Origin of the sequence: Pseudomonas sp. A-R-19 (assembly GCF_019956575.1) — a bacterium.
Classification (GTDB): Bacteria; Pseudomonadota; Gammaproteobacteria; order Pseudomonadales; family Pseudomonadaceae; genus Aquipseudomonas.
On sequence record NZ_JAHBDR010000038.1, the window covers coordinates 270,086 to 291,288 of the forward strand.

A 21,203-nucleotide genomic window follows, 5' to 3' on the forward strand; every position below is an offset into this window, starting at 1 on the left:
TGGGCCGCACGCCTCTCGATGGTCTGAAAAAGATGCTGGATAATAAAGCATGACCCGCTTGACGGCTAGCGCCGTCGGAGACCCTTGCAATGCCTGATCAAGATGTACGCTTGCAACACCTGAAAGTTTGGCTCGATGAACAATTGGCGACCCTTTTTGCCGAGCAGGGCTGGGGCGCCGTCCCCCCGGCCACATTGACTGCGGCCAGTAGCGACGCGAGTTTCCGGCGGTATTTCCGTTGGGAAGGCGGTGGCAAAAGTTTCATCGTGATGGACGCGCCGCCGCCCCAGGAAAACTGCAAACCCTTCGTGGATATCGCCTTTTTGCTGGCGAAATCCGGAATAAATGTGCCGAAAATTTACGCCGAAGACCTCGAGCGCGGTTTTCTTTTGCTCAATGACCTGGGCAACAAGACCTATCTGGACGTCATCGACAGCGAAAACGCCGACGATTTGTTCAAGGATGCCCTGCAAGCGTTGCTGGCTTTCCAGCAGTTGCCGATGGTTGCGCCACTGCCGAGCTATGACGTGGCGTTGCTGCGTCGTGAACTGGAGCTGTTCCCCGAGTGGTACGTGAAGCGCGAATTGGGCATCGAGTTCGACGCGGCGCAGCAAGTGCTCTGGCAGCAGGTCAGCGATCTGTTGATCGACAGCGCCCTGGCACAGCCAAAAGTCCTGGTGCATCGGGACTACATGCCGCGCAACCTGATGCTCAGCGAGCCCAACCCAGGTGTGCTGGATTTCCAGGATGCGGTGTATGGCCCGGTGACCTACGACGTGACCTGCCTGTTCAAGGACGCCTTCCTCAGCTGGCCCGAGGAGCGAGTGCACGCCTGGCTCGAAAGCTACTGGCAACAAGCGGGCGCCCTCGGAATTGCGGTTCAACCCGAGTTCGAGGACTTCCTGCGTGCCAGCGACTTGATGGGCGTGCAACGTCACCTGAAGGTCATCGGTATTTTCGCGCGCATCTGCCATCGCGACGGCAAACCGCGTTATCTGGGCGATGTGCCGCGTTTCTTTGCCTATATAGAGGCGGTAATTGCTCGCCGCCCTGAACTGGCCGAGCTGGATGTACTGCTGGCCAGTCTGCGTGCCGGAGTGAAAGCATGAAGGCAATGATTCTGGCCGCGGGCAAAGGCGAGCGCATGCGCCCGCTGACCCTGACCACGCCAAAACCGTTGGTGCGTGCCGGTGGCGTACCGCTGATCGAATATCACCTGCGAGCGCTGGCCGCCGCCGGGTTCACCGACATCGTGATCAATCATGCCTGGCTGGGCCAACAGATCGAAGACTACCTGGGCGATGGTTCGCGCTATGGCGTGAGCATTCAGTACTCGGCGGAAGGTGAGCCCCTGGAAACCGGCGGCGGGATTTTCCGCGCGCTGCCGTTGTTGGGGGATGAAGCGTTTGTCGTGGTCAATGGCGACATCTGGACCGATTACGACTTCAGCGTGCTGCATCAGCCCATCAATGGCTTGGCGCATCTGGTCCTGGCCGGCAACCCGCCGCATCATCCGGCGGGGGACTTCAGCCTGGTCGGAAACCAGGTGCACGACGGTCAGCCGCAGGCCGCCACCCTGACCTACAGCGGTATCGCCGTGTTGCATCCGCAACTGTTCGACGGTTGCACGGCGGGGGCCTTCAAGCTCGCACCGCTGTTGCGCAAGGCCATGGCCGACGGTCAAGTGACCGGCGAGAAGTTGAGGGGGCACTGGGTGGATGTCGGCACCCACGAGCGTCTGGCCGAAGTTGAAGCATTAATAGAAGCGAGCCGCTGACATGCTGTGGCCAGGGACTCTGATCGGAGCCGGAGCGGGTTTTGCCATAGCCAGCATTCCGGGGGCCATTCTTGGCGCGTTGTTGGGGCAGGCGCTGGATCGGCGCTTGCACCTGCAGAGCTGGGGGCAGTTGCGGGAAAAGCTGGGCGGTCGCCCGGTATTGCGTAACGATGAATTACTGTTTGTCTTGTTGGGGCGCCTGGCCAAGTGCGACGGCCAAGTGATGGCCGGGCACATCGATCAGGCCCGGGCGGAAATGCGCGCGCTGGACATGTCCGGGCCGGCCCAGCGTCGTGCGATTGCCGCGTTCAATCGCGGCAAGTCGGGCCGCGACCGGTTGCGCGGTTATCTGCGTCGCCTGAGTGCCCAACCCCATGCGGCAGAAGGCGTGTTGCGCGCCTGTTGGCGGATGGTATGGGCCGATGGTCGGGCCGGCAGCAGTGAGCGCGAGCTGATCGGCCAATGGGGCCAGTGGCTGGGCTGGACGACCTATCAGGTACAGGCGCTTGCTCATGACTATGAACCGCAGAAGCGGCCCGTGGGCAACAGTGTGCCAAGTTATCAGGACGCCTTGAGGCTTCTGGGGGTGTCGGCCACCACTGAACCGGCGCAGATCAAGCGTGCTTACCGGCGCCTGCTCAGTCGCCATCACCCGGACAAGATTGCCGGCAGTGGGGCGACGGCTTTGCAGGTTCGTGAGGCGACAGAGCGAACGCGTGAGCTGCATAGCGCCTATACGCTGATTCGGGAGCGGCGGGATTTTCGCTAGTCAGGAATGTATGCGTTGGATGTGATGGCCCCTTCGCGAGCAAGCCCGCTCCCACACTGGATCTTGGGCGTTAGAAGTTTCAGTGTGGGAGCGGGCTTGCTCGCGAATGAGGCGACTCGGTCTATCAGTCCGCCGTGTTCTGCGGATTCAACCAGCCCCGCACCCGGCGGAACAATTGTTCCTGCTCTGCCTTGTTGTCCGGCAACGCCTTGAGCGAAACCTGGCTGAATGCCGATGACTTCAAGCGCTTGCTGGCCTGCAGACGGGCCAGCGCCGCGTTGCGATCCAGCACTTTGTCGTTATAGAAGATATCGGCGGTCGGCAGCTTCAAAGTCGGGGTCAGCTCCGCCAGTTCCGGTTTCGCCGTCACCGGTGTCTGCGCGGCAACCATCATCAGCTTTTCGACTTGCGACGGCTGTTTCTCGCTCAGGTAGCGCGCCGCCCAGTAAGCGCCCGTGCCATGCCCCAGCACCACGATGCTGCGTGCGCTTTGCTGTTCAGCGAACGCGATCGCGGCGTCGATCCGGGAAAAAATGCGCTCGGCATCTGCCTTGGACTGTTCTTCGGTGCTTTCGACGATGGCCTTGTCGGCCACATCGGCCTCGCCACCGGCCACCTGTTCGATGGGGGCCGCGGTGGTCGAGTCTTTGCTCGCGGTCTCGGGGGCCTTGGGCGCCGGCGCGGCCTCCACGACTCGTGGTGCAATGGCATCGCTTTGCAGGTCGGGCAAGGTGATACTCAGGCTGCTCCACTCGGCGTCCGGCAATTTACGCCGCAAAGGACCGACTGCTTGCGGCCAGTCAACGCTTTCGCCGGCGCCCGGGATGATAATCACCGCGCCTTTGGGTTCGGCGCTATTGGCGGGTTTCCACAAGGCCAGAAACGTGTCGGTGCCCGCTTGCAGTTGCTGCTGTTCCTGAGCCGGGATTTTTCGCTCAAGTGCAGTCGCTTCTTCCTGGCTACGCTCAGGCAGCGGTTGACGTTCGAGCGGTTTTTCTTCGGTGGTTTTGTCCGCTGCGGCAGGCGCCAGGTCGGCCGCCTCGACGGAAAAAGCGCAAGGCAGGATCAACGACAGGCACAATGCTGGCAGTGCCAGGCGGTAGACAGGGGGCATCGGATATTCCAGGCCAGAAGTGGTTCCGGCAGCCTAATGGGTTGGTCAGTGTTTGTCAGTGTGTGAGAGTTCAATGATGCGTTTTCGCTGCCTGTGGGTTATCGGCTGTTTGTGGTTTCCCTTGATGGGCTGGGCGGCGGCCGTGCCCCCGGCGCACGTTGCCCAGTTGACCCCGAAGCAACAGCACTGGCTGGCGCAACAGAGCGAGTTGCGCGTCGGCCTGGTGTTGCAGGCGCCCTATGCGCAATACGATCGCCGCTTGCAGCGTCTGTCCGGGGTGAATGTCGACTTGATGAAGTGGCTGGCAAAGACTCTCAACGTCGAACTGAGCTGGCGTAACTTTCCCGACCTTGAACAACTTGAGGCGGCTGCACGCGAGGGCGAAATCGACATTGCCCCCGGGCTGACCCAAACCCCTGGCGGGTTGCGCCTCTGGCAATTTACCGACCCCTACATGCGAGTACCGCAACTGGTGGTCAGCGACCAGAAAAGCGCCGGGGCGGTCGAACTGGAAAAGCTCGACAGCCAGACCCGCGTCGCCGTGCGCATGCCCAGCGCCATCGCCGATTACCTGCACAGCAACTATCCGCACCTGAATTTGCAAGGCGTCCCGATGGAACGCCAGGCATTGCAATTGTTGGCTGGCCAGCAGGCGGCTTATGCGGTGGTCGATGAGGCGCAATTGGGGCGCCTGTCCGTCGAACCGGAGTTCGCCGGATTGGTAGTGGTGGGGGATGTCGGCTTGCCGCAGCTGTTGCGGGTGGCCACGCGGCGTGACAAACCGGAACTGGCGGGCATCGTCGAAAGTGCTTTGCGGGCGATCCCGGCCAAGGATCTGGAGCAACTGCACAATCAATGGCTGCAACCCAAGTATCCGCGGCTCACCGAGTCCCCGGGGTTCTGGCAGAACCTCTGCCTGTTGCTGGTCGTGCTGGCGTTGAGTTGCATGGCCATCGTGTTCTGGCAGCGTCGCCAGCAGCACAACCTGGAGCAGCGCTTGATGGCTGCGCAGGAAGACATTGCCTTGCGCGCCGCCAGCGAAGAGGCGTTGCGGCTCACCCAGTTTTCCATCGATCAAAGCACCGTCGGCATCCTCTGGGTCAACTGGGACAGTCACGTGCGCTACGCCAACCGTGCGGCGGAAGGCATGCTCGGCTACCCGCCCGGCGGGATCATCGATCGGCCCCTGATCGATTTCGAACCCGGCCTGCACATGGACCGCTGGCTCAATCTGTGGAAGCGCGCCCGATCCAGTGAGGACGGTCCGCAAAGCTTCGAAACCAACTGCGTGCGCGCCGATGGCAGCATTCTGCCGGCCGATGTCTCGTTGAGCTTTCTGCGCTTTCGCGATGGCGAATACCTGGTGGTTTACCTCAACGACGTCACCGAGCGGCGCCGCGCCCTGGCGGCCTTGCAGGAAAGCGAGGCACGGCTGCAAGGCATCGCCGCCAACGTTCCGGGGTTGGTTTTCCGGCTGGAGCGGGCGCCGGTGACCGGCCAGATCGACTTTGCCTACATCAGCGAAGGCAGCGAAAGCCTGGTGGGCTACTCGCCGGCCACGCTGGCGCATCGCGACAAAGGGCTGCGCAGCCTTGTGCATCCGGATGACAAGGCCAGCTATCACCAGACCCAGGATCATGCGCTGGATACCGACAGCGACTGGTCGTGGCAGGGGCGAATCCTTACGCGTCAGGGCGAGCAGCGTTGGGCGGAAATCAAGGCCATCACCCGTCAGCTGGAAGACGGCGCCTATGTCTGGGACGGCATCGTCTGGGACATCAGCGAGAGCAAGCGCGTCGAACTTGAACTGGCCAGCTCACGGGCACAACTGCGTGAGTTGTCCGCGCACCTGGAAAGCGTGCGCGAAGAAGAAAAAGCGCGCATCGCCCGGGAAGTTCACGATGAACTGGGCCAGATGCTGACCGTGCTCAAACTGGAAACCTCCATGTGCGAACTGGCTTACGCACAACTGGATCCCGGCCTTAACGAGCGCCTTGGCAGCATGAAGCGCCTGATCGCTCAACTGTTCCAATTGGTTCGCGACGTGGCGACCGCATTGCGCCCACCGATTCTCGATGCCGGCATCGCCTCGGCCATCGAATGGCAGGCTCGGCGTTTCGAGGCGCGTACGCAGATTCCGTGCCTGGTGCAGGTGCCGGACAATCTGCCGGTGCTCAGCGACGCCAAGGCCATCGGCCTGTTCCGAATCCTTCAGGAAGCGCTGACCAATGTCATGCGCCATGCCCAGGCGCATACTGTCGAACTGACACTGGCGCTGGAAGGCGACGAGTTGTGCCTGACTGTCGCCGATGATGGCGTAGGATTTGTCGCTGCGCCTGGCAGGCCAACGTCCTTTGGGATTGTCGGAATGCGTGAGCGGGTGTTGATCATGGGTGGTGAGTTGTCGCTGGAGAGTGAGCCGGGTGAGGGCACGAGCCTGAGTGTGCGAGTGCCGCTGGATGCTGCCTGAACAGGCTGGGTTGACTGTACCGACGCTTTCGCGAGCAAGCCCGCTCCCACATTGGCGTTGAGTTGCTCACAAATCCCCTGTGGGAGCGGGCTTGCTCGCGAATGATCTTGAATCTGGAGAAGAACGTGATCCGTGTACTGGTAGCCGAAGACCACACCATCGTCCGTGAAGGCATCAAGCAGTTGATCGGCCTGGCCAAGGACTTGCTGGTGGTGGGGGAGGCGAGCAATGGCGAGCAGTTACTCGACACCTTGCGTCATGTGCCCTGCGAAGTGGTGTTGCTGGACATCTCCATGCCGGGCGTCAACGGCCTGGAAGCCATTCCGCGGATTCGCGCCCTGAACAATCCGCCGGCGATCCTGGTGTTGTCGATGCACGACGAAGCACAGATGGCTGCCCGGGCACTCAAGGTTGGGGCGGCGGGTTATGCGACCAAGGACAGCGACCCGGCGCTGCTGCTGACGGCCATTCGCAAGGTGGCGGCAGGCGGGCGTTACATCGACCCGGAACTGGCCGACCGCATGGTTTTCGAGGTCGGCCTGACCGACTCGCGTCCATTGCACTCGTTGCTCTCCGAGCGCGAATTTTCCGTGTTCGAGCGCCTGGCCCAGGGCGCCAACGTCAACGACATAGCCCAGCAACTGGCGCTGAGTAGCAAGACCATCAGCACCCACAAGGCGCGGCTGATGCAAAAGCTCAACATCACCTCGCTGGCGGAACTGGTGAAGTACGCGATGGAGCACAAACTCCTCTGATACCGCTGATCCCCTGTAGGAGCCGGCTTGCTGGCGATGGCGTTCTTGAGGTCGCTATCGCCAGCAAGCCGGCTCCTACAGGGATAACGCGACGCCATATCCATTTACGACATGCCGAACAACCGCTTTTGCCATTACTTACGGCTTGTAGCTGAGCGCTGCCCGTGCATTTGCCAAAACGCGCCATCCTTGTAGGGCAATCCCTACCCCCAGCCTTCCATCCGGCTGAGGCGAATCTCTCTTGCCCCCCGATTTGCGCGGTCCCCAGCGTCCACTAGGCTTAATCCCACAGCAGTCATCAATAACAAAGGTGTGGGTATGAGCCAGGTCGATTCAAGCGCAGGGGCCAATGATGTTCTGGTCAGCTTTCGTGGAGTGCAGAAGAGCTACGACGGCGAGAACCTGATCGTCAAGGACCTCAACCTGGACATTCGCAAAGGCGAATTCCTCACGTTGCTCGGGCCGTCCGGTTCCGGCAAGACCACCAGCCTGATGATGCTCGCCGGCTTTGAAACGCCGACCGCGGGCGAGATCCTGTTGGCCGGTCGCGCCATCAACAACGTGCCGCCGCACAAGCGCGACATCGGCATGGTGTTCCAGAACTACGCATTGTTCCCGCACATGACGGTGGCCGAGAACCTGGCGTTCCCGCTGACCGTGCGCGGCATGAACAAGAGCGACGTCAGTGCGCGGGTCAAGCGCGTGCTGAGCATGGTCCAGCTCGATGCCTTTGCCCAGCGCTACCCGGCGCAGCTTTCCGGCGGTCAGCAACAGCGTGTGGCATTGGCCCGCGCGCTGGTGTTCGAGCCGCAATTGGTGCTGATGGACGAACCCCTCGGCGCACTCGACAAACAACTGCGTGAACACATGCAGATGGAAATCAAACACCTGCACCAGCGCCTGGGCGTCACCGTGGTCTACGTGACCCACGATCAGGGCGAAGCCTTGACCATGTCCGACCGTGTGGCGGTGTTCCATCAGGGCGAAATCCAGCAGATCGCGCCGCCGCGCACTCTCTATGAAGAGCCGAAAAACACCTTCGTCGCCAACTTCATCGGCGAGAACAACCGCCTCAATGGCCGACTGCACAGCCAAACCGGCGACCGTTGCATTGTCGAGCTCGGACGCGGTGAAAAAGTCGAAGCCCTGGCGGTCAACGTCGGCCAGACCGGCGAGCCGGTGACCCTGTCCATTCGTCCGGAGCGAGTGAGCCTCAATGGCTCCAGCGACCAATGCGTCAACCGCTTCTCCGGGCGGGTCGAGGAATTCATCTATCTGGGCGACCACGTCCGGGTGCGCATGGAAGTCTGCGGCAAGACCGACTTCTTCGTGAAACAACCGATTGCCGAGCTTGATCCCTCGCTTGCGGTCGGCGACGTGGTACCGCTTGGCTGGCAGGTCGAGCACGTTCGTGCACTCGATCCGCTTCTAGAGGCGAACTGATCGCCCCGGCAATACCAACACCAACCCTGCACGTGGAGAGAACAATAAATGTTGAGATCCCTGAAATTCACCGCTTTGGCACTGGGCATGATGGGCGCGGCACACGCAATGGCGGCCGGCCCGGACCTGACCGTGGTGTCCTTTGGCGGGGCGAACAAGGCGGCTCAGGTCAAAGCCTTCTACGCACCGTGGGAAGCGGCAGGCAACGGCAAGATCGTGGCCGGTGAGTACAACGGCGAAATGGCCAAGGTCAAGGCCATGGTCGACACCAAGAGCGTGTCCTGGGATCTGGTAGAGGTTGAATCGCCAGAACTGTCCCGTGGTTGCGACGAAGACATGTTCGAGCAACTGGACCCTGCGTTGTTCGGCAAGACCGAAGACTACGTCAAGGGCGCCATCCAGCCTTGCGGCGTGGGCTTCTTCGTATGGTCGACCGTGCTGGCCTACAACGCCGACAAGTTGAAAACCGCGCCGACCAGCTGGGCGGATTTCTGGGATACCAAGCAGTTCCCGGGCAAGCGTGGCCTGCGTAAAGGCGCCAAGTACACCCTGGAATTCGCACTGATGGCCGACGGCGTTGCGCCCAAAGACGTCTACAAAGTGCTGGCCGGGAAAGACGGTCAGGACCGCGCGTTCAAGAAGCTCGATGAACTCAAGCCGAACATCCAGTGGTGGGAAGCCGGCGCACAACCGCCGCAATACCTCGCCTCCGGTGACGTGGTCATGAGCTCGGCGTACAACGGTCGTATCGCAGCCGTGCAGAAAGAAAGCAACCTGAAAGTGGTGTGGAACGGCGGCATCTACGACTTCGACGCATGGGCCATTCCAAAAGGCCTGGACGCCAAGCGTGCTGAAGCGGCGAAGAAATTCATCGCTTACTCGGTACAGCCACAGCAGCAGAAAACCTACTCGGAAAACATCGCCTACGGCCCGGCTAACACCCAAGCCGTACCGTTGCTGGCCAAGGATGTCCTGAAAGACATGCCGACCACCCCGGAAAACATCGCCAACCAGGTGCAGATCGACGTCAGCTTCTGGGCTGACAACGGCGAGCAACTGGAACAGCGCTTCAATGCCTGGGCTGCGAAATAAGCAGAACCTTGTAATGGTGGGCTTGCCCCACCTGTGAGAGCGGGCTTGCTCGCGAAGACGTCAGCACATTCAGCATCATTGTTGACTGACACTCCGCCTTCGCGAGCAAGCCCGCTCCCACAATAACGATCGAGGTGGTTTCCCATCTCTGTAACGATCAAAGATTCCCGGAGTACGTCATGGCTATCGCCGTTCCCCTGAACGAGGGCACCAGCCCCACCTTGAAGCAGCGGCTCAAGCACGCCGAGCGGGTCAACCGCTGGAAGGCCCAGGCGTTGATCGCGCCGCTGGTGCTGTTTCTGTTGCTGGTGTTCCTGGTGCCGATCGTGGCGCTGCTCTACAAAAGCGTTGGCAACCCGGAAGTGGTCGGCGGCATGCCGCGCACCGTGACGGCCATCGCCAGTTGGGACGGCCGCGGCCTGCCCGCTGAACCGGTTTACAAAGCAGCGGCCGAAGACCTCGCCGAGGCTCGCAAGAATCAGACCCTGGGCGATCTGTCCAAGCGCCTGAACATGGAGCTGGCCGGCTACCGCAGCCTGCTGACCAAAACCGCCCGCGCCTTGCCGCTTGCCACTGAACCGGCCTCCTATAAAGAAGCGCTGGAAGGCCTCGACGAGCGCTGGGGCGACCCGGCCTACTGGCAAGCGGTACGCCGCAACACCAGCAGCATCACCCCGTATTACCTGCTGGCGGCCGTCGATCACCGCATCGACGACCTCGGCGAAATCGCCCCGGCCACCCCGGATCAGGCGATCTACCTCGACATCTTCGCTCGCACCTTCTGGATGGGCCTGATCATCACCGTGATCTGCCTGGTGCTGGCATACCCATTGGCTTACTTGCTGGCGAACCTGCCGTCGCGGCAGAGCAACCTGCTGATGATCCTGGTGCTGTTGCCGTTCTGGACCTCGATCCTGGTGCGGGTCGCGGCGTGGATCGTGCTGCTGCAATCGGGCGGCCTGATCAACAGCGGCCTGATGGCCATGGGCATCATCGATAAGCCGATCGAACTGGTGTTCAACCGCGTCGGCGTCTACATCTCGATGGTGCACATCCTGCTGCCATTCATGATCCTGCCGATCTACAGCGTGATGAAAGGCATCTCGCCGACCTACATGCGCGCCGCGATCTCCCTTGGCTGCCATCCGTTCGCCAGTTTCTGGCGGGTGTATTTCCCGCAGACCTATGCCGGTGTCGGCGCCGGTTGCCTGTTGGTGTTCATCCTCGCCATCGGCTACTACATCACCCCGGCTTTGCTGGGCAGCCCGAACGATCAGATGGTCAGCTACTTCGTCGCCTTCTACACCAACACCAGCATCAACTGGGGTATGGCGACCGCACTCGGTGGGCTGCTGTTGCTCGCGACGGTCGTGCTTTATCTGATTTACAGCTGGCTGGTGGGCGCGAGCCGCCTGCGCCTGAGCTAAGGGGAGAACGAAATGCTGAGTCCTTATATGTCGCCCATCGAACGGGTGTGGTTCTACAGCTTGCGGATTCTCTGCGGCTTGATTCTGTTGTTCCTGATCCTGCCGGTGCTGGTGATCATTCCACTGTCGTTCAACTCCGGCAGCTTCCTGGTGTACCCGCTGCAGGGCTTCTCGCTGCAGTGGTATCACGACTTCTTCGCTTCGGCGGAATGGATGCGCGCCCTGAAGAACAGCATCATCGTCGCTCCGGCGGCCACGGTGCTGGCGATGGTCTTCGGTACGTTGGCGGCCATTGGCCTGACCCGTGGCGACTTCCCCGGCAAGGCACTGGTGATGGCGCTGGTCATTTCGCCAATGGTGGTGCCGGTGGTGATCATCGGTGTGGCCAGTTACTTGTTCTTCGCACCGCTGGGGTTGGGCAACAGCTTCTTCTCGCTGATCGTGGTGCATGCGGTGTTGGGTGTGCCGTTCGTGATCATTACCGTGTCGGCGACCTTGCAGGGGTTCAACCACAATCTGGTACGGGCCGCCGCGAGCCTGGGCGCTTCGCCGCTGACTACGTTCCGCCGGGTGACCTTGCCGCTGATTGCCCCGGGCGTGATCTCGGGGGCGTTGTTTGCCTTCGCGACGTCGTTCGATGAGGTGGTGGTGACGCTGTTCCTCGCAGGTCCCGAGCAAGCGACCCTGCCACGGCAGATGTTCAGCGGTATCCGCGAGAACCTCAGTCCGACCATCGCCGCCGCCGCGACGCTGCTGATTGCCTTCTCGGTGATCCTGCTGCTGACCCTGGAATGGCTGCGTGGGCGTAGCGAGAAACTGCGTACCGCGCAGGTCTGATCTGATCCCCTGTAGGAGCGAGCCTGCTCGCGATGAACGTCAACGATAACGCGAGAAACCTGAAACCCCGCGGCGTTCTCGGGTTCATCGCGAGCAGGCTCGCTCCTACAAGTGTTTTTGGCAGTCTTCGGGAGGTCCGGTCATTCACGACCTGAATGGCAGACAAACCCCATTCCCCAGCTACTATTGTGCCCAGCTCCCCTACCTATAAGAGGCTGCGCACATGAGTCTTTCCTCTTTCAAAATTGCTCACAAACTGATCACCGGCGCAGGTGCCATCGAGCAGCTGTCCGCCGAACTGACGCGACTGGACATCGACCACCCGCTGATCGTCACCGATGCCGCCCTGGTCAAATCCGGCACGGTAGAACTGGCACTGGCACAGCTGGGGGATCGGACTTACGAGATCTTCGATCGGGTACTGCCCGATCCGGAAATCGCCATCGTCGAAGACTGCATGCGGGTCTACCGCGAAGGCGGGCATGACGGCCTGATCGGCCTGGGCGGCGGCAGTGCCATCGACATCGCCAAGAGCGTGGCGGCCTATGCCGGCTACCACGGCGCGCTGGAGGATCTGTTCGGTATCGATCAGGTGCCGCGCAAAGGTCCGCCGCTGATTGCCATCCCCACCACAGCCGGCACCGGTTCGGAAGTGACCAACGTCGCCATCCTTTCCGACAAGGTCGCGCAATTGAAGAAGGGTATCGTCAGCGACTACCTGTTGCCGGACGTGGCGCTGGTCAGTCCGCAAATGACCCTGACCTGTCCGCGCAGCGTCACGGCGGCCAGCGGCGTCGATGCGCTGGTGCATGCCATCGAGTCCTATCTGTCGGTCAACGCTTCGCCGATTACCGATTCACTGGCGATCGGCGCCATCAAGCTGATCGCCAAGGCGCTGCCCAAGGCCTACGCCAACCCGTCGAACCTGCAAGCCCGGGAAGACATGGCCACCGCCAGCCTGATGGCCGGCATGGCGTTCGGCAATGCCGGGGTTGGCGCGGTGCATGCGCTGGCGTATCCGTTGGGCGGGCGTTTCAATATTGCCCACGGGGTCAGTAATGCCTTGCTACTGCCCTATGTCATGACCTGGAACAAGATGGCCTGCATCGAACGCATGCAGGATATTGCCGAAGCCATGGGGGTGAAGACCGCTCATCTGAGTGTCAATGAAGCGGCCGACAAAGCCGTGGAGGCCATGACCGAATTGTGTGCGGCTGTGGAAATTCCTCAGGGCCTGCGCAGTTTTGGGGTTCCCGAAGATGCCATCCCCGCCATGGCAGTGGAAGCCGCGGGCATTGAGCGCTTGATGCGCAACAATCCGCGCAAATTGAGCGCGATTGATATCGAGAAGATCTACCGCGCTGCCTACTGATCATCGCGCTCACGGTGCGCGCGTCAAAGCATGAGGTATACAATGCGCGCCATCGTGATTCTGCTCAGAAAAGGTGCGTCATGCAGCCCTTCGTAATTGCTCCGTCGATTCTCTCCGCCGACTTCGCCCGCCTGGGTGAAGAAGTGGACAACGTCCTGGCCGCCGGCGCCGACTTCGTGCATTTCGATGTCATGGACAACCATTACGTACCGAACCTGACCATCGGCCCGATGGTCTGCTCGGCATTGCGCAAGTACGGCGTTACCGCACCGATCGACGCGCACCTGATGGTCAGCCCGGTGGACCGCATCGTCGGTGACTTCATCGAAGCCGGCGCGACCTACATCACCTTCCACCCGGAAGCCTCGCAGCACGTTGACCGTTCCCTGCAATTGATCCGCGAGGGCGGCTGCAAGTCGGGTCTGGTGTTCAACCCGGCGACCCCGCTGGACGTGCTCAAGTACGTGATGGACAAGGTCGACATGATCCTGCTGATGAGCGTCAACCCGGGCTTTGGTGGGCAGAAGTTCATCCCCGGTACCCTCGACAAGCTGCGCGAAGCGCGGGCACTGATCGATGCTTCGGGCCGCGACATTCGCCTGGAAATCGACGGTGGCGTGAACGTGAACAACATCCGCGAAATCGCTGCGGCCGGTGCTGACACCTTCGTCGCCGGCTCGGCCATCTTCAATGCACCGAACTATCAGGAAGTCATCGACAAGATGCGTTCCGAACTGGCGCTGGCTCGCCCATGAGTGGCTTTGAGCAGCTGTTCCCGGGGCAACTGCCGCGGCTGGTGATGTTCGATCTGGACGGTACTCTGATCGACTCGGTCCCGGACCTGGCAGTGGCTGTGGACAAGATGCTGCTCAATCTCGGTCGCCAACCCGCCGGTCTGGAAGCGGTGCGCGAGTGGGTCGGCAATGGCGCGCCGGTACTGGTGCGTCGTGCGCTGGCTGGCGCTATTGATCATTCGGCGGTCGATGACGCCGAGGCCGATCGGGCGCTGGAGTATTTCATGCAGGCTTATGGCGAGAGCCATGAGTTGACCGTGGTTTACCCCGGCGTGCGCGACACCCTCAGATGGTTGAAAAAGCAGGGTGTCGAGATGGCACTGATCACCAACAAGCCGGAGCGTTTCGTCGCGCCGCTGCTGGATCAGATGAAGATCGGCCGCTATTTCCGCTGGATCATCGGCGGCGATACCTTGCCACAGAAAAAACCCGATCCGGCCGCGCTGTTTTTCGTGATGAAGATGGCCAACATTCCGGCTTCGCAGTCGTTGTTCGTTGGTGACTCGCGCAGCGATGTGCTGGCGGCGAAAGCGGCGGGGGTCAAGTGCGTGGCCCTGAGCTACGGCTATAACCACGGCCGGCCGATAGCCGAAGAGTCGCCGGCGCTGGTCATCGACGACTTGCGCAAACTAATTCCCGGTTGCCTGGATCCGGCCGCTGAGATAACGTTGGCCGACGCTGTCCAACCCCCTTCTGGAAACGCCATCGTGGTGGTCACTCGCAAACTCTGGATGAAAGTCATCAAGGCCCTGGCCCGCTGGCGTTGGCGCGCCTGACTTGATCCTGGCCGGTTATCCGGCGCGTTTGCATACCTGACTGTTCGACCCTCAAGCCACGAGGCACCTCATGATCCGCGAAGAATTCCTGCGTTTGGCCGCTGCCGGCTACAACCGCATTCCGCTTGCCTGCGAAACCCTGGCCGACTTCGACACACCGCTGTCGATCTACCTGAAGCTGGCTGACGAACCCAATTCCTACTTGCTGGAATCCGTACAGGGCGGCGAGAAGTGGGGCCGTTACTCGATCATCGGCCTGCCGTGCCGCACCGTGCTGCGGGTTCACGACCATCACGTCAGCGTGACCGTCGATGGCGTCGAGGCCGAAAGTCACGACGTGGAAGACCCGCTGGCCTTCGTCGAGGCCTTCAAGGCTCGCTACAACGTGCCGACCATTGCCGGCCTGCCGCGCTTCAACGGTGGCCTGGTAGGGTATTTCGGTTATGACTGCGTGCGTTATGTGGAAAAGCGCCTGGGCAAATGCCCGAACCCGGATCCGCTGGGCGTGCCGGACATTCTGCTGATGGTCTCCGACGCCGTCGTGGTGTTCGATAACCTGGCTGGCAAGATGCACGCCATCGTCCTGGCCGACCCGGCTCAGGAAGATGCTTTCGAGCAAGGTCGCGCCCGCCTGGAAGAGCTGCTGGAAACACTGCGCCAGCCGATCACCCCGCGTCGTGGCCTGGACTTCAGCAAGCAGCAAGCAGCTGACCCGGTGTTCCGTTCCAGCTTCACCCAGGACGATTACGAAAAGGCCGTCGACACCATCAAGGAATACATCCTGGCCGGTGACTGCATGCAGGTCGTGCCGTCCCAGCGCATGTCGATCGACTTCAAGGCGGCGCCGATCGATCTGTACCGGGCGCTGCGCTGCTTCAACCCGACGCCTTACATGTACTTCTTCAACTTCGGCGACTTCCACGTCGTCGGCAGCTCGCCGGAAGTGCTGGTGCGGGTCGAAGACAACCTCATCACCGTGCGCCCGATTGCCGGCACCCGTCCGCGGGGCGCCAGCGAAGAGGCTGACCTGGCGCTGGAACAAGACCTGCTGTCGGACGACAAGGAAATCGCCGAGCACTTGATGCTGATCGACCTCGGTCGCAACGACACCGGGCGGGTATCGGAAATCGGCTCGGTGAAGCTCACCGAGAAAATGGTCATCGAGCGTTACTCCAACGTGATGCACATCGTGTCCAACGTCACCGGGCAACTGAAAGCCGGACTGACGGCGATGGATGCACTGCGGGCGATTCTGCCGGCGGGCACTTTGTCCGGTGCGCCGAAAATCCGCGCGATGGAAATCATCGACGAACTGGAACCGGTCAAGCGTGGCGTCTACGGCGGTGCCGTCGGCTACTTCGCCTGGAACGGCAACATGGACACCGCCATTGCGATCCGCACGGCGGTGATCAAGAACGGTGAGCTGCACGTGCAGGCCGGTGGCGGCATCGTTGCCGACTCGGTACCGGCACTGGAATGGGAAGAAACCCTGAACAAGCGCCGCGCGATGTTCCGCGCCGTTGCCCTGGCCGAACAAACCCCGGAAAGCTGAGCTCACGTGGTGAGGGAGCTTTTGTGGCGAGGGGGCTTGCCCCCGTTCGGCTGCGAAGCAGTCGCAAACCTCGCACTCGGTGTACCTGATACACCGCGACTGCAGATCTTGGGGCCGCTTCGCGACCCAACGGGGGCAAGCCCCCTCGCCACAAAAGTATTCACCTCAATAAAAAACGCGGCGCCTGTAAGGGCGCCGCGTTTTTTATTGCCTGCACATCAGAAGTCCAGCGCAACACCTACGTTGATGCCCTGTTGGGTGAAGTCGTCGTCCTTGCGGATGTTGTAGCTGGCGCGCAATGCCAGATCGCGGGTGAGGTTATGGCTCACGCCCAGGTTCACCCGCTGCAAGTGGCTTTGCGGGGTGTAGCCTTCCAGAGTGAACTGGTTGTTCGGCAAGGTGTTGAGGTTGATGCCCACATCCTGGGTATCGTCGTTGTACTCACGCTCGATTGCCGCTTCGCCGAACACCTGGGTTTGCGGGGTAATCTGGTATTTACCCTGCAGGCCAGCGCCCAGGCGTCGGGAAATAACCTCCTGATCGGCAAAGGTCAGCGCCGTGGAATTGTTGCCGTCCTCCGAGTAGCCGTCGACTTTCGCCTTGGAGAAATCAGCGCTGATAAACGGCGACACATGCCAAGGGCTGCTGGCTTGTTGCGCAATGTCGTAACCCAGGCGAGCGCTGAAGGCCTCGACGTAGCCACTGGTGTCGCCTTTTTCACCGCGTTCGTTGACGCCCAACTGGAACTTGCGCTTGAGGCTGTCGTAATCCAGATGCCCTGCCGTCAACGCCACGTCAGCCCAGACACGGTTTTGCTGGTATTGGGCGAATGCCGTGCCCAGATAGGTGTTGAGCTTGTAGTCGGAGTCGTTGCTGCCGGCCTCGAGCTTCTGGTTATAGAACCCGGCCGCCAAGCCGACGCGCCAGGCATCATCGATACGGTAGCTGCCACCGATGTTCAGGTTGGCTCCGTTGCCGTCGGCACTGACCGCGCTGTCCTGACTGTCAAAGTCCTGGTGCTGTCCGCCCCCCGAAACAATGGCTCGCCATTGACCGACGCCCTGCCAGTTTTCCCAATCGGCCAGCCATTGATTGCGCAGTTCATCCTGGTGCGCGCGTACAGTGCCCTGGGCCATTTCCGGCAGCAGGGTCAGCTCCCACGGCGCCGCCAGCAGGGAATACGCGTAATCGGCAATCAGGCGCTGTCCGGCTTCGGTGGGGTGCACCGAGTCGTTGTAGATCAGCTTGGTCGGGTCCGGCGTGGCGCTGTTGATGCCGAAGCGGGCATTCTCGGTACAACCGTTACCGCTGAAGCAGGTGGCGATGAGGTTCTGGTCGGTGGCCAGGCCAAACTGCGCCGGGTTGGCGAACGTCTCTTTGAGCAGTACCGGAATGTTGAGCGGGATGACTTCGGCATTGATGTTCTGCAGTCGGCTCACCAGTTCAGTGTTGAACTGTGCGCTGAGCTGGGACGTGAAGGCTTGCAGCGGGGTGCCGTTGAACGCCGGGGTAAAGCCGATATCGGGCAGCAACCAGACCATGACGTATTTGGCGCCGGCGGTTTGCAGAGTCTGCACGCTGTCGGCCAGGCGGTCGGCGGCGGCACTGGCCTGGGGCAAGCTGGTGACGCGACCTTGCAGGAAGTCGTTGCCGCCACCCGACAGGTAATACAGCGCGTTCGGGTCGGCGCGGAAGTTATTGGATGGTAGATAGCCGGCCCGGGTGCGTTCGCCGGTGGCGGAGGTGCTGGTGATCGAATCCAGAATCTGGTCGGTACGGTAGCCACCCACAGCCCAGTTGTTACCATCGGGCTGGCCGTTGCTGGCGCGCACCGCCGACGATGAAGATGCGGTCTGATCCGCCGAGTAGCCCAGTTTTCCACCCAGTATCTGCGTGGAGTTGAGCGAGCGGACTTCGCCGCTGCCATCCAGGTACACCGGCCCCGTCCGGTTGGTAAAGCGCTGCGTCGACCCGGCAGGCCCGCCAGTGTCGGCAAAGGTCCCGGCATCGTTGAGGCTGTCCCCGAAGACCACGAAGCTTGTATAAGGATTGGGTGCGGCGTTCGCCTGGGCGCATGCCATCGCGAGCAAGCATCCTGCGAGCGGTACAAACAACGACTGTTTGATCATGAGCAAGTCCGTTTATTTATTGTTTTAGTGAACGAAACGACAGTACCAAAAACGTTCGGCCTTTTGCCATCTGTCGCGAAGCCTTTAAGAGTTTCGCGGGCAGTACCCCCGGCGATATTGCACGCTCTGCCCAGCTAAGTTACTGTGCCGGGACGTACGAACGAGACCTTCCCCGTGTTGATCATCAGTAAACTCCTGGATCAAGTCATCAAGGCACACGCCCGCTGGCGTTGGCGCGCCTGAATTCTTTTGCCGGCTTCGCCGGACCTGTACCGCTTCGCCTTCTTCACCCGTTTGAAATGCCGCTTTGCTGGCGCTACTCCAGCACCTGACAAAGCGCAGCGCTCTGCGGGTCAATCATTCGAAGGCCATCTTAAAAGTCAGTGAATTCAAGAGGTTCTAAACGCCATGTTGCTGATGATCGATAACTACGACTCCTTTACCTACAACGTTGTGCAGTACCTGGGCGAGCTCGGCTCCGAGGTCAAGGTCGTGCGCAACGATGAACTGACCATCGCTGAAATCGAAGCCCTCAACCCCGAGCGCATCGTTGTGTCCCCCGGTCCTTGCACCCCGACCGAAGCCGGCATCTCGATTGAAGCGATCAAGCATTTCGCCGGCAAGCTGCCGATTCTTGGCGTCTGCCTCGGCCACCAATCCATCGGCCAGGCCTTTGGCGGTGATGTGGTGCGCGCCCGTCAAGTGATGCACGGTAAGACTAGCCCGGTATTTCACGAGGACAAGGGTGTCTTCGCAGGCCTGAATCGTCCGCTGACGGTGACCCGCTATCATTCATTGATCGTCAAGCGCGAAACCCTGCCCGATTGCCTGGAGCTGACGGCCTGGACCCAACTCGAAGACGGCTCGGTCGACGAGATCATGGGCCTGCGTCACAAGACCCTTAACATCGAAGGCGTGCAGTTCCACCCTGAGTCGATCCTCACCGAGCAGGGCCACGAGCTTTTCGCCAACTTCCTCAAACAAACCGGCGGCACGCGCTAAGGACTTATCATGAACATCAAGACAGCCCTGAGCCGTATCGTCGATCACCTCGACCTCAGCACCGATGAAATGCGCGATGTCATGCGCGAAATCATGACCGGGCAATGCTCGGACGCGCAGATTGGCGCGTTCATGATGGCCATGCGCATGAAGAGCGAAAGCATCGACGAGATCGTCGGCGCGGTGTCGGTGATGCGCGAGCTGGCGGACAAGGTCGAGCTCAAGACCCTCGACGGTGTGGTCGATGTGGTGGGCACCGGCGGTGACGGTGCCAACATCTTCAACGTGTCGACCGCTTCCGCTTTCGTGGTTTCGGCGGCCGGCTGTACGGTGGCCAAACACGGCAACCGTGCTGTTTCGGGCAAGAGCGGCAGCGCCGACCTGCTGGAGGCGGCTGGCATCTACCTGAACCTGACGCCGGTGCAAGTGGCGCGCTGCATTGACAACGTTGGTATTGGTTTCATGTTTGCCCAGACGCATCACTCTGCGATGAAATACGCCGCAAGCCCGCGTCGTGACCTGGGCTTGCGCACCTTGTTCAACATGCTCGGCCCGCTTACGAATCCGGCCGGTGTGAAGCATCAGGTAGTTGGCGTATTCACCCAGGCCTTGTGCCGACCGCTGGCGGAAGTGTTGCAGCGTCTGGGCAGCAAGCATGTGCTGGTGGTGCATTCGAAGGATGGCCTGGATGAGTTCAGCCTGGCAGCACCGACCTTCGTGGCAGAACTGAAAAACGACCAGATCACCGAGTATTGGGTCGAGCCGGAAGACCTCGGCATGAAGAGCCAGAGCCTGCATGGCCTGGCGGTGGATAGCCCGGCGGCGTCCCTGGAATTGATTCGCGATGCCCTGGGCAAGCGCAAGACCGAGAACGGTCAGAAGGCGGCCGAGATGATCATGCTCAATGCCGGTGCCGCACTTTACGCGGCGGACCATGCCAGCAGCCTGAAAGAAGGCGTTGCCTTGGCGCACGATGCGCTGCACACCGGCCTCGCTCGAGAAAAGCTTGAGGAGCTGGGTGCATTTACCGCGGTATTCAAAGTGGAGAATGAGGGATGAGTGTACCGACGGTTCTGGAAAAGATTCTGGCGCGCAAGGTCGAGGAGGTCGCCGAGCGTAGCGCTCGCGTGAGCCTTGCCGAGCTGGAAAACCTGGCCAAGGCGGCCGATGCACCCCGTGGTTTTGCCAAGGCCTTGCTGGCTCAGGCCAAGATGAAGCAGCCGGCAGTCATTGCCGAAATCAAGAAAGCCTCGCCGAGCAAAGGCGTGATCCGCGAGAACTTCGTTCCCGCCGATATCGCCAGAAGCTACGAGAAGGGCGGCGCGACTTGCCTGTCGGTACTCACCGACATCGACTACTTTCAGGGCGCTGACGCCTACCTGCAGCAGGCCCGTGCGGCGTGCCAGCTGCCGGTGATCCGCAAGGACTTCATGATCGATCCGTACCAGATCGTCGAAGCCCGAGCCCTGGGTGCCGATTGCGTGTTGTTGATCGTGTCCGCGCTGGATGACGTGAAGATGGCCGAACTGGCAGCCGTGGCCAAAAGCGTCAACCTGGACGTGCTGGTGGAGGTCCACGACGGCGATGAGCTGGAGCGGGCCCTGAAAACCCTCGACACTCCGCTGGTTGGCGTGAACAACCGCAATCTGCACACCTTCGAAGTCAGCCTGGAAACCACTCTCGACCTGTTGCCGCGCATTCCTCGTGATCGCCTGGTCATCACCGAGAGCGGCATTCTCAATCGCGCCGATGTCGAGCTGATGGAAATCAGCGACGTCTACGCATTCCTGGTCGGCGAGGCATTCATGCGCGCCGAAAGCCCGGGTACCGAGTTGCAGCGTCTGTTCTTCCCTGAGCGCGGCGTGCCTGTCAGCGGTTCGACCCTCGACTGATT

At 61.1% G+C, this 21,203-nt stretch carries 18 protein-coding genes; 16 read left to right on the forward strand and 2 right to left on the reverse strand.

The genetic code is table 11. From position 1 onward, the window contains the following. Positions 1-89: 89 nt before the first annotated feature. Genes KGA88_RS07370 through KGA88_RS07380 form a run of 3 tightly spaced genes read left to right on the forward strand, consistent with a single transcriptional unit; the run spans position 90 to position 2,546 of the window. The gene (locus tag KGA88_RS07370; protein WP_110659297.1) at positions 90-1,109 is read left to right on the forward strand and encodes an aminoglycoside phosphotransferase family protein; all 1,020 of its coding nucleotides are present in this window, start codon (positions 90-92) and stop codon (positions 1,107-1,109) included. Beyond that, entirely contained in the window at positions 1,106-1,777 is a 672-nt protein-coding gene (gene murU, locus KGA88_RS07375; protein ID WP_223589911.1) for an N-acetylmuramate alpha-1-phosphate uridylyltransferase MurU, read from the forward strand. Before KGA88_RS07370 ends, murU begins: the two co-directional genes overlap by 4 nt. A gap of 1 nt (position 1,778) precedes the next feature. Further along, positions 1,779-2,546 carry a DnaJ domain-containing protein gene (locus KGA88_RS07380; protein WP_110659295.1) on the forward strand — a complete coding sequence of 256 codons (768 nt, stop codon included), beginning with the start codon at positions 1,779-1,781 and terminating at the stop codon, positions 2,544-2,546. A gap of 124 nt (positions 2,547-2,670) precedes the next feature. On the opposite strand, the gene KGA88_RS07385 is transcribed toward KGA88_RS07380, so the two are convergent. Continuing rightward, the gene (locus tag KGA88_RS07385) at positions 2,671-3,660 is read right to left on the reverse strand and encodes an alpha/beta hydrolase family protein (protein WP_223589913.1); all 990 of its coding nucleotides are present in this window, start codon (positions 3,658-3,660) and stop codon (positions 2,671-2,673) included. Positions 3,661-3,733: 73 nt separating this feature from the next. Between KGA88_RS07385 and KGA88_RS07390 the strand changes: the two genes are divergently transcribed. The 10 genes from KGA88_RS07390 (at position 3,734) to trpE (ending at position 16,178) form a co-directional block, all read left to right on the forward strand. Then, the gene (locus KGA88_RS07390; protein ID WP_223589916.1) at positions 3,734-6,130 is read left to right on the forward strand and encodes a PAS domain S-box protein; all 2,397 of its coding nucleotides are present in this window, start codon (positions 3,734-3,736) and stop codon (positions 6,128-6,130) included. A 101-nt stretch (positions 6,131-6,231) separates the two neighbouring features. Beyond that, a complete protein-coding gene (locus KGA88_RS07395) occupies positions 6,232-6,885 on the forward strand; it encodes a response regulator transcription factor (protein ID WP_181432025.1) in 654 nt (217 codons plus the stop codon). A 318-nt stretch (positions 6,886-7,203) separates the two neighbouring features. Beyond that, on the forward strand, positions 7,204-8,328 hold the full coding sequence (locus KGA88_RS07400; RefSeq protein WP_008051639.1) for an ABC transporter ATP-binding protein: 1,125 nt from the start codon (positions 7,204-7,206) through the stop codon (positions 8,326-8,328). 48 nt (positions 8,329-8,376) lie between these two features. Then, positions 8,377-9,420 (forward strand): polyamine ABC transporter substrate-binding protein, encoded by a 1,044-nt coding sequence (locus tag KGA88_RS07405; RefSeq protein WP_223589918.1) that lies wholly within the window; start codon positions 8,377-8,379, stop codon positions 9,418-9,420. Between the two features lie 179 nt (positions 9,421-9,599). After that, positions 9,600-10,847: an ABC transporter permease gene (locus tag KGA88_RS07410; RefSeq protein ID WP_007980201.1), complete on the forward strand. Its 1,248-nt coding sequence runs from the start codon at positions 9,600-9,602 to the stop codon at positions 10,845-10,847. 12 nt (positions 10,848-10,859) lie between these two features. Beyond that, the gene (locus tag KGA88_RS07415) at positions 10,860-11,684 is read left to right on the forward strand and encodes an ABC transporter permease (protein ID WP_007980200.1); all 825 of its coding nucleotides are present in this window, start codon (positions 10,860-10,862) and stop codon (positions 11,682-11,684) included. A 223-nt stretch (positions 11,685-11,907) separates the two neighbouring features. After that, a complete protein-coding gene (locus tag KGA88_RS07420) occupies positions 11,908-13,056 on the forward strand; it encodes an iron-containing alcohol dehydrogenase (RefSeq protein ID WP_110662000.1) in 1,149 nt (382 codons plus the stop codon). An 80-nt stretch (positions 13,057-13,136) separates the two neighbouring features. Then, a complete protein-coding gene (gene rpe / locus KGA88_RS07425) occupies positions 13,137-13,811 on the forward strand; it encodes a ribulose-phosphate 3-epimerase (protein WP_110662001.1) in 675 nt (224 codons plus the stop codon). Further along, positions 13,808-14,626: a phosphoglycolate phosphatase gene (locus KGA88_RS07430; protein WP_110662002.1), complete on the forward strand. Its 819-nt coding sequence runs from the start codon at positions 13,808-13,810 to the stop codon at positions 14,624-14,626. The genes rpe and KGA88_RS07430 overlap by 4 nt, the downstream gene beginning before the upstream one ends. Positions 14,627-14,696: 70 nt before the next feature. Continuing rightward, on the forward strand, positions 14,697-16,178 hold the full coding sequence (trpE, locus tag KGA88_RS07435) for an anthranilate synthase component I (RefSeq protein ID WP_223589920.1): 1,482 nt from the start codon (positions 14,697-14,699) through the stop codon (positions 16,176-16,178). Between the two features lie 218 nt (positions 16,179-16,396). On the opposite strand, the gene estP is transcribed toward trpE, so the two are convergent. Beyond that, positions 16,397-18,307, reverse strand: coding sequence for an esterase EstP (gene estP, locus KGA88_RS07440; protein ID WP_223589922.1), 1,911 nt, complete (start codon positions 18,305-18,307; stop codon positions 16,397-16,399). Positions 18,308-18,715: 408 nt separating this feature from the next. On the opposite strand from estP, the gene KGA88_RS07445 reads away from it, so the two are divergent. From KGA88_RS07445 to trpC, 3 genes are read left to right on the forward strand one after another with little or no spacing between them, the layout of a single operon-like run. Then, complete coding sequence (locus KGA88_RS07445) at positions 18,716-19,309, forward strand: aminodeoxychorismate/anthranilate synthase component II (protein ID WP_085727855.1); 594 nt, start codon at positions 18,716-18,718, stop codon at positions 19,307-19,309. 9 nt (positions 19,310-19,318) lie between these two features. After that, positions 19,319-20,368, forward strand: coding sequence for an anthranilate phosphoribosyltransferase (gene trpD / locus KGA88_RS07450; RefSeq protein WP_110662005.1), 1,050 nt, complete (start codon positions 19,319-19,321; stop codon positions 20,366-20,368). Then, positions 20,365-21,201, forward strand: a complete 837-nt coding sequence (gene trpC, locus KGA88_RS07455; RefSeq protein WP_223589924.1) for an indole-3-glycerol phosphate synthase TrpC — start codon at positions 20,365-20,367, stop codon at positions 21,199-21,201. The genes trpD and trpC overlap by 4 nt, the downstream gene beginning before the upstream one ends. The last annotated feature ends 2 nt before the right edge of the window (positions 21,202-21,203 follow it).